8 protein-coding genes and 1 pseudogene are annotated in these 13,090 nt (G+C 48.5%); all 9 read right to left on the reverse strand.

The window, feature by feature from the left end; all coding sequences use genetic code 11:
- Positions 1-8 precede the first annotated feature (8 nt).
- A complete protein-coding gene (locus J4772_RS29595) occupies positions 9-1,484 on the reverse strand; it encodes an extracellular solute-binding protein (RefSeq protein WP_209072643.1) in 1,476 nt (491 codons plus the stop codon).
- Between the two features lie 33 nt (positions 1,485-1,517).
- A complete protein-coding gene (locus tag J4772_RS29600; protein ID WP_209072644.1) occupies positions 1,518-3,503 on the reverse strand; it encodes a hypothetical protein in 1,986 nt (661 codons plus the stop codon).
- Between the two features lie 4 nt (positions 3,504-3,507).
- Positions 3,508-5,775, reverse strand: coding sequence for an alpha-L-rhamnosidase-related protein (locus tag J4772_RS29605; RefSeq protein WP_209072645.1), 2,268 nt, complete (start codon positions 5,773-5,775; stop codon positions 3,508-3,510).
- 148 nt (positions 5,776-5,923) lie between these two features.
- Positions 5,924-6,925, reverse strand: coding sequence for a zinc-dependent alcohol dehydrogenase (locus J4772_RS29610; protein ID WP_209072646.1), 1,002 nt, complete (start codon positions 6,923-6,925; stop codon positions 5,924-5,926).
- Between the two features lie 268 nt (positions 6,926-7,193).
- Positions 7,194-7,879: pseudogene (locus tag J4772_RS29615) on the reverse strand (twin-arginine translocase subunit TatC).
- A 103-nt stretch (positions 7,880-7,982) separates the two neighbouring features.
- Complete coding sequence (gene tatA, locus J4772_RS29620) at positions 7,983-8,207, reverse strand: twin-arginine translocase TatA/TatE family subunit (protein WP_116059822.1); 225 nt, start codon at positions 8,205-8,207, stop codon at positions 7,983-7,985.
- A 274-nt stretch (positions 8,208-8,481) separates the two neighbouring features.
- Positions 8,482-9,333 carry a non-homologous end joining protein Ku gene (locus J4772_RS29625; RefSeq protein ID WP_209072647.1) on the reverse strand — a complete coding sequence of 284 codons (852 nt, stop codon included), beginning with the start codon at positions 9,331-9,333 and terminating at the stop codon, positions 8,482-8,484.
- Positions 9,334-9,506: 173 nt separating this feature from the next.
- Positions 9,507-9,695, reverse strand: a complete 189-nt coding sequence (locus J4772_RS29630; RefSeq protein ID WP_209072648.1) for a hypothetical protein — start codon at positions 9,693-9,695, stop codon at positions 9,507-9,509.
- A 207-nt stretch (positions 9,696-9,902) separates the two neighbouring features.
- Positions 9,903-13,085 (reverse strand): type I restriction endonuclease subunit R, encoded by a 3,183-nt coding sequence (locus tag J4772_RS29635; protein WP_209072649.1) that lies wholly within the window; start codon positions 13,083-13,085, stop codon positions 9,903-9,905.
- Between the last annotated feature and the right edge of the window lie 5 nt (positions 13,086-13,090).

Genomic DNA, 13,090 nt, shown 5'->3' on the forward strand with positions numbered 1-13,090 from the left:
TAATTCGTCTACTCTTTGTTTTGAGCTTTCTTGTCGCTTGAAATGGCGTTCTGCAGCAGCTTCTCCGCTTGTTGCAGGATCGGCTCAGGTTCTTCCTGTCCCGTCAGCACGAGAGCCATGTTGTCTACAATGACCTTGAGCGACGCCGCGTAATCGGCATGCGTGAGCTCGAGCTTGCGATTCTTCAGCTCCAGCACGACTTGATTCTCCTTCAGATACGTAGCGATCGATTTCTGCAGCGGCTTCATATTGTCCGCCCGCGTCGGAACATCCAAGTAATCCTTGCGGAGCGGAAGCGCTCCGCCCTTCTCAACCAGCTCCTGCTGGACTTCGTTCGACATAAGCGAGAGGAGGAACTGTTTTGCCCATTTCTTGTTCAATTCCGGCTTGGCCGCCCAAATCTCGAAGGAATAGCTCAATCCGTTGGTCATATAGATCGGACCGTTCGGATTATTCGTGAACGGAACCGCCATATAGCCCCATTGGAAGTCGTCCGGTGCGGATTCCTTCATCTCGTTCTCGATCCAGTCGCCCGACGGCACCATCGCCGCTTTATGCTGAAGGACGAGCATTTGCGATTGCGTATGATTCATGCCTACGCTTTTCTTGCTGATATACCCCTTCTTCCCCATGTCGTACAGTCGTTTGTACACCTCGATGTTTTCCGGAGACGTATTTTGCGGACCGTTGAAATACTCGAAATCGTTGCGGAATTGCTTGTTTCCGTTCTCATCGGCCATTTCGAATATTTTCGTATCGAAAGCGAACTGCGCATAATTGTACAAGCCGGCATACACGATCGGGTCAATGCCTTTGCTCATAATCGCTTCGCAAAGTTGAATAAATTCGTCGTAAGTTTTGGGGTTTTTGTTCCAGCCGTTCTCGTCGAACAGCTTTTGATCGAAGAACATGCCGCCGACGTAGTTCGCGATCGGGAACACCCAGGCATTCTCTTTATAATATTTCTCGGGATCGTTGAAGCCCGGAACGATCAGATCGTTCAGCTTCTGACCCGGCGCGTCGTCCGGCGACATCTCGAAAATATCGGTTACCGGCTCCAGCTTGTTGGCATTTACGTATTCCGTCCAGGTGGCGCCGTAGAACAAATCGAACATATCGTCGTCGTTGCCGGCCGATGCCTTGGTCGAGATGAGATCGCCGATCTTCGGAGAAGCCGTAATATCGAATTTTACGTTCGGATATTTATCCGTGAAGAGCTTGACGGCATAATCGAACCATTCTCTCCCATAGCCGGATTCAAGCAACCCGACCTTTAACGTCACTTCTTCGTTTTTAGGCAGTCCGTTCTCGTAGTTCGCCGCTTCCCCGGACGACTGTTCGCTCGCCGCGGGCGTCGTAGACCCGGAAGCTGCATTACTGGGGCTCTGCGTTTCCTTCGTATCGGCGGCCTTCGAGCATCCGGTAGCAAACAGGGCTATGCAGAGGATGAGCGCCAGGGAACTCCATGTCATTCTTTTGTACATCGTTTAGACCCTCCCGTGTTTCTAAGTTTATTTTTAATAAGGGGCTGCCGTAAGCGTCCCGCTATTATCCACCGTGATCTTATAGCGCGAACCGTTCGGCGCCTTCAGAATAAAGCCCTCGCCGGCCACGTCCAGCGATCGGTTCAACTCGTTAATAAAGGAGTTATGATAGTTGTCGTCAACAACCGTGCTGAACTCCATGCCGGTGGCGAAGAGAGAACCCACCTCCGCGGTCAGCTTGATTCTGGCGTAAGCGGCATCGCCTGGAATGGTGGCCGTCACCATTAAATCCGACCAGCCGGTGCCGATGTCCACAGTACCGAATAAGTAGGTTTCCGCCGTTCCGGACGCCGTGCCGTCGGCTTTAAACCAGAGCAGCTTAGTCCCGGCATGACCTCCGCCGCCGATCCTTTTGGCCTTCATTCGGAAAACCGCCAACGCATTCGGGGTTACCGCGAACGGCTGTGAGGTAATAAACGACTCGCCTGTCGCGACGACCTCGATCGCGCTTGCGTAGCCCGCTGGAATATCCGTGCTCGTTTTACGGAAATAGACGGTTCCCGAACCGTACAAATTGGTCCATACCCAGCCGGACTTATCCGCCGTATTCGCGGTTGTCGCCATATTCTCGCCGGTCGTGTCGACCGAAGCGATCAGATTGACGTAATCCTTCTTGTCGTGAATCGTATGACGCTGCGAGGCGCCTCCCGCCGTATAAGTAAAGTGGGTATCCTGAACGAATACGCGGCTTCTTTCCCTAGACAAAGCAATGTAGTAAGGCGCCCACTCTCCCAGATCGCATCGGGCTATGCTCACGTTGTAGTTTGGAGAGCTTTCCAGCCCGGCTACGATATAATTATCCAAGTAGCCTCCTACGCCCGCGCTTCGCGACATCCGAACATTCTGAATTCTTAGGGAGCCTGTTGAGCCCGGAGCGATCTGGAACATCGGCAATCCGGAATTTCCGCCCATAAATCCCCCGTGAACGACGTCAATCGTCACGTCTCCCTCGGCCTTCACCCATGTACAGGGCATTTCGATGACGCAGTTCGAAACAACGAGGTTACGGCCCTCAAGCCCGCATCCCTCCAAATATTCCACTTTCAACAGTTCGCTGTCTTCGACCGAGATCTGGCCGATCTTGCACGTAATGACGGTCGAAGCCGGAATGCTGAACGGGTTGCCCGCTTGAAAAAACCATTCCCTCTGATGGCAATCGATCGTGCTTCCGGATATCTTGAGGAAGCCGTTCGGCTGATTGCTGACGATGCAATTCTGCAAGCTTCGGCAGCGAAAACCGTACAAATAATTCTCGCTCTGAGGCGCGTCGTGGGGGCTCGGATCATCCAGCCAAGCGCCGTACTGAATGCCTACGAGAATATCCCGGATATACATGCCGTACACGTTAATAAAGCCGGCCTGGGGATAACCCGGACGCGAATACCAATGAATCGCTGCGCGATAATTCAGGTTGAATTGACCGTTGATTTTGATATCGTAGAGCTCCAGGTAGATGCCCGTAATTTTGAGTATCGCGTCCTTATCGGAGACGGAATCCCCGCTTCCCGTAATTCCGATCAGCCAATACCCGTTGAAGTTGATAGTTTGCGTGTCGCCCTTCATCTCTACCGATCTGACATAATAGTTTCGCGTAAAGACGACCGTGCGGCCTGAGTCGAATGCCGCTTGAACGGCCTCCGTGTCGTCCGGGCCCGTACCGACCTTGTAGAAATCCGGCGTAACGGCGCGACCGCCGAGCTCCTGATCGATCTGGTCGAAGTTGGCATTGACGTCGGCAGCGTCTAGCGGATCCGTTAATTTGAGCTTCATGTTCTCGGTCAGGGTAGTGGATCGGGCGTAGGAGATTTTGCCGCCTGCCATTAACGAGAGTCCGGTCAGCCCTAGCGCCGTCATCATCTTCCTTCTGCTAATCGGCTTTGCGAGCGCTTGGTCCAACTTACTGCTCAGCTCAGAGGAGCTGTTCCCTTCAGGGATGGAAAACCCATCATGATTCGACATTCCTTCATTCCTCCTCGGAAGTATAAAATATCGCCGATTCATCCATCTTGCCGTAAAGCGGTAGTCCGGTTAAATTCTCGACTTTCACCTTGTAGCCCGGAGGAGCGTCGAACCGGTATTCCACTCGTCCGTTCGCCTTGGTCCACTCTAAGCGAACCGCACCGTCCCCTAGAGGCAGCACCCCCTTGCAGAAGGAAATTTCCAGATCGCAGAACCTCAGCGTAAGATTTTGCGCGATCGGGTCGATTTGGTAGATGCCTAACACGTCGCGAATCAAGCTGTGTACGACATGGGAAGCGAATCCGTGATTGCAGCTGGCGTAATCCCCGTCGTTCTCCCAGAGCGTCCCGGTTCGTTCAGCCATGTACAGCAGGTAATCCGCCGACTCGTCCACCGCCTGCCGTGCATAGCCGTACCTTGCCAGCAATTCGAGGCGCAAATAATTCCCGATGAAAGCATTCGCTTCATGAACGTCCGGATAATCATTTATTCGTTTTCTGGACGGCCCGAACCGAGTTAACAGCGTATTCCACAGCTCGGGATGGCTGCCGGGATTGGCCGTTCCGAAGTAGAAGGCATAATACTGACAAATCTCGCTCCTGTTCCTCGTAAGGACGAGTTGATCGTCCTGCCTCACTGCATTGTCTATAAAAAAGCTTCCATCGTAAGACTGTCCCCGGATCGTCTCATGCACCGTCTCGGCCTCTTGCAACAGGCGGGGAAGCCGGTATAATCGACCCGCGGCGGCTAGCGCGGCTGCATAAAGCATATTGCTTGGATAGTTGACGTCCTGCACGAATTCGTTCGCTTTGGACCACTCCAGGAATACCCAGCTTTCAAGACTCTCCAGCAGGCCGTCTTCGTTCTTGAAACGTTCGAAGTAGTCGAACAATTCCATGATTCTCGGCTGCATCGCCTCGATCAATTGCCGGTCTCCGCTCCGTTCCAGATACTCCTCCAGTTCGATAACGAACCAGAGCGACCAATTTGGAATAAAAACGCCGTCGTTATGGTCCGCCGGATAACACATCGGAAGCATGCCGTCGGGCAAATGCGGGAAGCTGTCGGGCAACAGGTAGTTCTCGAAGAAGGCTCTCTCCACCTTCGTCTGCCCCGTCAAGCTGAACGCTGACCGCCCCATGAAGAAGCTGTCGCAAAGCCATCCGGCGCGTTCCCTTGAGGGACAGTCCATGAATAGATCGACTGCGTTCTGTCGGAAAGTTTCCCTTCCCGCTTCGAAAATCGCATTGAGCCGTTCGTCGCCGGATTGAAATCGCGCCTTGCCGGCTTCGGCGTTCGCATACTCCCTCACGTATAACCCCGACAAATCGCATTCCCCTTCGGCTGCGATCCACTTCATATAGCGCAGCGTATACGGCTCGAACGATTCCAGCCTGTAGGTTCCGGGTTCAAGCTCATACCGCAGGGCATTCACGCAACCGAACCGCAAATGATCCACGTCGTCTTCCCGTAGAACCTCGTCGAACGTCACGTACAGCAGGGTCTTGCAAGAGCAACGAACGGTACCGCCAATGAACCCGGTCCGATTGATTCCCATGTCCAAAATTCCGAACTCGCGGGTAGCGAGCAACAAAGAATCTTCTTGCGTATGCGGTTGCTGAACGACACGTTGGCTCCTTATCTGCAGATCGGCCAATTCATCCGACAAAATGAAGGCCAGATCGTTCATTTCGTAGCCTCCATATTGAGGGCCTACGCCTGTCAAGGAACGATCGCGCCAATAAGCTCCTTGCGATTTTCGGCGAATCACTTCTCCCTTCGCGTACACCGCAAGTGGATAACGCTCGGTAAACTCAGCTAGGGGGACGCCCCTTGGAATCAATGTCTTCGCGGCCGTATCCACACAAGCAATTCGGTTAAAGGGAGCGCTTTCATCAGATCGCCAGCGGTCATAGCCCGATTGAAGCGAATACGCTTCGACGAACGTTCTCTGGAAGCTGAATCGCTGCACCTTCTGTACGCGCTCCTTCAAGAGAGTCGCCTCGAATCCGTCTTTGGCTCCCGTCGCCAGAAGAGTCTCCTCGCCCGCCCGGACCTCCGCCTGTAGGAAGGATGGCTGATCGAGTACGTAATTGCTGTTGATATTATAGCCCGCCACCTCAATGGCTACGAGGTTATCGCCCTCGTTCGCGTATTCGTTCAGCTCCCATACATCGACTCGATAATGCCCATGGGGTCCGCGGGCAGGTCCGTGACCGATGAACTTGCCGTTCATATAGCATCGATAGAGGGTCGATGCGGCAATATGCAACGTTAAACCCGCATCCCTGTGCGTTGTTACTAAACCCCTGAACCCGGCGGTGATATTTTTGTCCCTCTCTCGGTCTTTCGGCCATATGGGTCTTGCCGATCTAAAATGCTCGCGATTCGCCGTTCTAGTCAACTTACGCCACCTCCTCTCACTCGGATGTGTTCGACTCCGCGGCGGATTGTCCTAGATGATCGCCAAGCGATTGAAAGTCGGCCTGCGGAAAGAAGAACGCTTTAATCGCTTCCTGCCGTTTCAACAGCTCTATGGCTTGGCCATAATCCGCGAATGACGCATGATGCGTCTGGAGGCATTCGGTGTTTAGTCCCTTGTTCACGACAAGATCGATTAACAGCTGATGATCCCGCGGACCTACGGGCCTGTATTTGTACGATTCCAGTTTCGTCCCTCGAGCCCACAAGGCTTCGGGATAGGTAATGTCTCCATGCAGCACTCCGAAGATGACGACATGCTCGTTCACATGAGCAAGTACATTCTGAACCGAAGAGGCCGCGCCCACGCAGTCGTATCCAAGCTCGAATCGCAGATCCTGCAATTCGTTCGCATGCATGACCGTACCAAGGCCTAGATTCCGAACGTATTGAATCCTGCTCTCGCTGACGTCGATACCGACGACATGAGAAGCCCCCCACAAGCGGGCCACCTGAACGGCCAGGATACCGGCAGGTCCGAGTCCCGATATCAGAACGGACTTTCCTTTGAGATCGCCGAGCTGCATGATCCCGATGGCCACGCATTTCAACAGCTCGAACGAAACCGCCTGCTTAAACGTAATGCTGTCCGGAAGCTTAATCAGCTCCTCCTCCCGGTAAGCGGCGTACTCCGCGTAAGCCCCCTTGGGGACGATATGCTCAAGGGCCGCGACGCGATCTCCAACGGCAAAGCGATAAACGCCTGGTCCAACTGCTTTAACGACGCCCGCCATCTCATGCCCCGGGAAGCCGATCGGCAGGGGATATTCCGGAGCTTTGGCATAATTGAACATATCTCGGCCGGCCATCATGTTGATATCCCAGCGCGGACAAGTCGACACCATCTGGATTTCCACCAGTACCTGATGATCCTGAAGATCGGGCATATCGGCGTCCACGATGCGAAATTGTCCGGCGCCGATAATTTGTAGCGCTTTCATTGTTGCTATTCCTCCTTGCATCCACTTGACGGTTGGCCTTGCGTTTAGTCTTATCCTACTGTGAAAACAAGGTGGCGTCTTTGCAGAGTTTATTGTTTATGCCGCGTATCGAGCGATCTTTCTTCGGGCATCCGGACGGCGTTTTCGACACGCCGTTTGCACAAAACTGACTTTCGCTTCGGCTACCTTCGACTGAACGGCTAATTGTCCAACATAAAAGACCGTCAGAGACAAGTTCGCTCGCTGACGGTCTTCTATATTAAGCGGATTACGCTTCATCCATCGCCGCCATTTCACGCTCCAACATACGTTGTCTTCTTCCAAAGGCAAGCTTGGATAACAATACGCTGATTTCGTATAATAGCACGAGCGGTACGGCCACAAGTAAATCCGATACTACGTCCGGCGGAGTAACCGTCACGCCGATGGCGATCAGAATAAACCAGGCAACTTTCCTCATTCTTACAAGCAGTGCCGGGCTCAAAATACCGATGCGGCTCAGGAACAAAATCACGAGCGGAAGCTCGAACAGAAGAGAGATCGGCAGCAGTATGTTGAACAAGAACGAAAAATATTGCGATACGCCGTACGTCTGCTCAAGCCCCAAATTAAACGTGACCTTCTCCGTGAACAGGAATGCCATCGGAAAGACGATAAAATAAGAGAAAGCCAAACCGACGAGGCACATGACAAGCGCCCAAGGAACGAATACGAGCGTCGCCCTCTGCTCTAAAGCCCGATGGCATCCCATGGCGAGAATGCGTGCAGATCCAAGTTTTTCTCAGGCTCCGCGTCCACCAAATAATCGAATACAGGCTGGGAACCAAACAAGCCCCCGACAAAGCCGATCGCGAATACGATCAAACAATAAATAATTCGTTTGCGCAACTCGCCGAGATGCTCTGTAAATGGCATCCATTCGTCACTGCGCTGCGCGCTTTGGTTTTCGGCCATATCTCATCTCTCGCCCCCTCGCGACAATGGGGCCGCCCCTAGCGCGAAGAATTTTTTCGCATCGAGAGGCCGGCCCCATGATATGTGTTCGTAGCAGATTCGCTTATTCCGGCAATCGCCGTTCCGCTTTCTGCAGCTCCGGTTGTTCCGGGGAAACGTCGACACGGCTTGCCGGCTTCGTATCGTCCAACAAATCGTTGGCGCCTTTCTTGAATTCGCGCAATGTGCGACCGAACGCTTTGCCAAGTTCGGGAAGCTTGTTCGGCCCGAACAACAGCAACGCGATCAACACGAGCAATATAATACCGGATGCACCAATACCGCCCATCGTATGACCTCCGTTCTCGTTTAATTTAAACGCTTACAATTTTGCTTAGTTGTATCGTACTGCATAAACGAATGGGCGTCTTTGCACGTCTTTGTCTTTAATCGTCTTTTTCGGACACTTCTTTTGCTTACCATGCCGTCGATTTGTCTTGTTCATTTGCACGATTTTGACAATATTCCGAGTAGAAACAGTGCTTCTCGATATGGAAATAAAAAAGACCCGATCATAACAATCGAGTCCAGTGCAGAAGAATGATTTTTGAAGGCTCTCAGTTCTATGCCGTCTCATCCGCATTATTTTGTACTTCAAGAGATTGTTGAGCTGTTTGTTTCCTTCTTTGTACTTTGACGTCATTAGTGGCATGAATGGCCTCGAGACTTGCGTGTAATGCTGCCATTAAATCAGTGATCGCTGCTCTCGGCGTTCGGGATTGGATAACAATCTCTTCGCCTGCAATTTTATTTTGGATCGCGGAGATTAACCGTTCCTTACTCTCATTTCTATATTGCGATGCACTGTAAGGTTTGCTCATTTGAGCAATCAACAATTTAGCGATCTCAATTCCTCTGGGATCAAGCTCTACATCTCTATTTAGGTTGGGAACTTCTTTTATCGATCGGATTTCGTCAGGATAAAACAACGTACTTATCGTCAGGCAATTGCCTACCACTTGAATCGAGGCAAGACTTTCTTTCGACCGAATCGATAGTTTGCAGATGGCAATTCTCTTGGTCTGTTCCATTGCAGAGATTAACAATTGGTATCCATTAACTCCAAATGTGTCAGGAGAAAGATAGTATGTTTTCTGATAATGGATTGGATTGATTTCCTTCGGGTTTAAGAAGTGTAGCACTTGTATTTCTTTGCTTGATTCCGGTTGGATGTTATCCCATTCATCTTTCTCAAAAGTAATGAACTTCCCGTTCTCGTACTCATATCCCTTAATAATCTCACTTTGCTCAATTTGTCTTTGACAGGTTTTGCAAGACTTAGTGTTGCTGACATGACTAGAGCAATCCCTATGTAGATACTTGTAGCTTATGTCTTTTTCATCCGTTGAAGTGTGAAGCTTAACAGGTATACTAACGAGACCGAATATCAACGATCCCTTCCAGAGAGTATGCATGGAGGTCACCTCTAAAGGATTTTTATATCAGGTTATCCCTTATAAGAGGTATATAAACCTTAATGATAGACTTGTGTCCCCTCCCTAACAAAAAAGCAGGTTTGCGTCCGCACGCAAACCCGCCTGGATAACCTAAATCTATGACTTAGCTCTCCGCTACAGCAGCCCAGGATTTATTCGCCAGCCTGACCCTTCAGAAGCTTCAGATTCGCAATGACGATCAGGAAGCCCCCGATACATAGGCCGTAGCCCAAGCCCTGCACGAAATCGGGGATGAGCGCTTCGTAACGATTCGCAAACATGGAAAGCAGGAACACCAGAAAACTGATCGATTGAATCGCCAACGCAACGTTTTTCGTCAATTTTACTTTTGTGCGCCATAAACTTCTGTGGGTAACGTCTATAGTTGAGACAAAGGATCACCGGACTAGGTGACTTTTTTGTTATAAGTGAGACTTTGTTGATTATCAGTTAAGACTTATTGTTAAAATTTCAATTATAGATGAGATTTACACTCAAAGATTTAGACAGATGAATAATATGTGTGCGATAGAGCAACCATCCCCACACTAACTCGCAATCCACCCAAAGCCAGTTATAGCTTGATCAATGATGTGCTCATACACCCGATTGCTCTTCTGTGTAAATACATCTCTTTCGTAGCTCTCGGGCAGGAAGCTGTTCAACACCGTAATAATCTCTTTCTTCACTTTTTCCTTAGGCTGAGGATCGTTATGCCATCCGACTACGAATAACTCCGACTTCTTCTGAGTCAACGTTTCGTACAACATCTTAGCTGCAAGCTTAACCTTCTTCTCTTCAGCAGCAGTCAGCTTTTCTTTACGCAGCAAGTCGAATATCTCGAGCTCTTCCTCAGATAACTCTTCCTTGATGTGGCGTTCCTCTTCAGCTTTTAATTTCTCCATAAATTCGAGCAACTTCTCAAAAAAATCATCATTCGTTGATCCGCCAGCATTGTAATTATCGATGATGTTCTGAAATAATACAGCAAAGTTACTTCTTGTGATGTTTTTCTTAAGCATCTGTGCCAGTTTACTCGTTATGTAGTCTCTTAGATTAGCAATCTCAAGATTCTTATATTTAATCTTTTTGAACTGCTCCCTTAACTCATCGATATTGAGCTTTGACAGGTCGATTTCCTTGGTTTGCTTAGCAATTTCGTAGGTTGTCGCACGTTCAGCAATGACACTCCCGTCTAGCAAAGCATCAATTTTCTTGCGTGCCTCTTCTAGTTTCTCGGGCCGTATCTTGCCATCAATAATTCCTCTTAAATAGAGTATGGCTTCTTTAAGTAGGTTGTTCCAATCCATCTTGAATATATCAGGACGGAGCGACTCATAGAGCATATCTACTGTATTTGAATGGACCTTAAACTCATTTTTCCATTCATCGTTTTGTAATATCGTATCCGCAAAGCTTTCAAACAAATCAAGCTTCTTGAATGTATCATGAGCTGCGACTAATTCATTTATGTTGATTCCGATCGCACCGCAAAATTCAGTCGTATTCTCTATGGCCTGGTTTAATAGATCAACCAGCTTCTCAATATCTTTAACAGGCATATTACCATCTTCTGATGTTGCATAATCGGCAAGAGCACGTTTCATAAACTTAAAAACATCTAGGTAATCAACGATAATCCCGTTATCCTTCCCAGGAAATACTCGATTCGCTCTTGCGATTGCCTGCATGAGAGTGTGCCCCTTCATCGGCTTATCCAAATACAAAGTAGTTACACTTGGCGCATCAAAACCTGTTAGCCACATAGAACAAATGAATACGAGCTGGAACGGATGATTCTCATTCTTGAAATGATCTTCAATATCAAAGCCATTTTCATCGACAGCATTCATGTAATCTCTGTGCTTTTTAATGGATAAGCCTTGATCTGAGAATTTCTCTTCCTCACCATCTTCAGGACTAATCACAACCGCCATCTGAACTCCTCGCATGTAATCAACAATACGTTTTAGTTCACGGCGTTTCTCATTATCATTTGCACTGTTAATTTCCGTATTGAGCTTCTTGATTTCCTCTTTCCAGTGGTAAGTCACCTTATCGTACATTTTCACTGCTGTAAATTTATCTACACAAACAACCATACCCTTTCCAAGGAAACCTCGACGTGGAAAATGGTACGCGATATCTTGAGCGATGACTTCAAGTCTGTCATCACGCTTAATGACTTCGAGCTCTTTTGCATAGTGATTCTCTAATCGCTTCTGCTCTTCATCTGTAAGATTATCCTGTTCTAGAATATCTGAGAAATCAGAGTCAAGGAAATCATTCTTTAGTTCTACAGTAGGGACTCGCTTAGTGTAATACAGGGGTACAGTTGCACCATCTTCAATCGACTGTGCAAAATTGTATTCGCTGACATAATCGCCGAACCAGGAGTTCGTTAGGCGCTTGCTTCCAAGGAGTGGCGTTCCTGTAAATGCAATGTATTGGGCATTAGGCAGCCCATTACGCATATTTTCAGCAAGATCCTTATACTGCGTTCTGTGGGCTTCATCCACCATGACGATAATATCTTTACGTTCGGATAAAATAGGATATTTCTTGCCCTTGTCGTATCTGAACTTATGAATCATCGTAAATAAAATCGTCTTGTTTGTAGCAAGCTGTTCACGCAACTTTGAGCTGCTTCCTGGGCGAACATCTTCATCCTTCGCAATAAACTCTGTACGAAGGAAGTTCTTGTATAACTGTTCGTCCAAATCCTGACGATCGGTAACCACTAAGAATGTAAAGTTACCCTCACATTTATGTTTAATTTTGCGTGCGAACATCAACATGGAATAGCTTTTGCCGCTACCCTGTGTATGCCAGAAGACACCTAACTTGCCTTTCAGACTCTCACGATTAACAAAAGCATCGAAAGCATTGTTAATACCCAAGAATTGATGATTCTTAGCAATGATTTTCGTTCGTCTGCGATCGAACAAAATAAAATTTTCTATGTAATCAATTAGCGTATCTTTCTTTAATAGACCTTTTATCAAGAATTCAATACTAATGCCGTCTTCTGTAATCTGTTCTCTGTCCGGCTTCTCCTTCTCACTATGAACCTTAAGCCATTCAAAGAAATGCTCATAACCTGCTTGAAAGCTGCCAACACGAGTTTCTACGCCGTTAGAAAGGACACAAATCTGGTTGTAGTTAAATAGGTAGGGGATATCCTTCAGATAGTCGGTCAAGTTCTTATCATAAGCATTTTTGACTAAAATATTTGAGTTCTTGAGCTCAATAAATACAAGCGGTAAGCCATTAATGAAGATAATTAGATCAGGTCTGCGCCAATGAACCTCGCCTTTTATCCACATTTGTGATACAACGGTGAAATTATTATTGAGCGGCTTTTTGTAGTCGATTATTTTTAAAATGTTGCTTGCCTGCTTACCATTCACTTCATATGTTACGGTAATTCCTGTTCTAAGAACTTGGTAGTTTGCATAATTGATCGCTATTAAATCCGCAGTATGGGGGGTATACTGCAGAGTTTCGGCAACTGATTTGATTGTCGCCACAGGTATCGACGGATTAAGCTCGCACAGTTTATTAAACAGAATATTCGGCAGCACAACCTGCTTTTTATTCTGCCTGCCCGTGCCATCGGGAAGAGTTTCCCTCTCTGCTGTAAAGCAGTTCATCGTGTCGTATCCATAGGATTCAACCAACAGCTTGATTGTCGCTTGCTCGATCATGTCTTCTGTTATGATTTGTGGCATTTGAA

It is taken from the genome of Cohnella sp. LGH (assembly GCF_017671885.1).
In the GTDB taxonomy this organism is placed as follows: domain Bacteria; phylum Bacillota; class Bacilli; order Paenibacillales; family Paenibacillaceae; genus Cohnella; species Cohnella phaseoli.

What these genes read in the sequence shown, in the direction of transcription:
- tatA (WP_116059822.1), bottom strand. Translation starts at nt 8,207, where the DNA reads ATGGGCGGTATTGGTGCATCCGGTATTATATTGCTCGTGTTGATCGCG.
- J4772_RS29610 (WP_209072646.1), bottom strand. Translation starts at nt 6,925, where the DNA reads ATGAAAGCGCTACAAATTATCGGCGCCGGACAATTTCGCATCGTGGAC.
- J4772_RS29600 (WP_209072644.1), bottom strand. Translation starts at nt 3,503, where the DNA reads ATGTCGAATCATGATGGGTTTTCCATCCCTGAAGGGAACAGCTCCTCT.
- J4772_RS29625 (WP_209072647.1), bottom strand. Translation starts at nt 9,333, where the DNA reads ATGCATACTCTCTGGAAGGGATCGTTGATATTCGGTCTCGTTAGTATA.
- J4772_RS29595 (WP_209072643.1), bottom strand. Translation starts at nt 1,484, where the DNA reads ATGTACAAAAGAATGACATGGAGTTCCCTGGCGCTCATCCTCTGCATA.
- J4772_RS29635 (WP_209072649.1), bottom strand. Translation starts at nt 13,085, where the DNA reads ATGCCACAAATCATAACAGAAGACATGATCGAGCAAGCGACAATCAAG.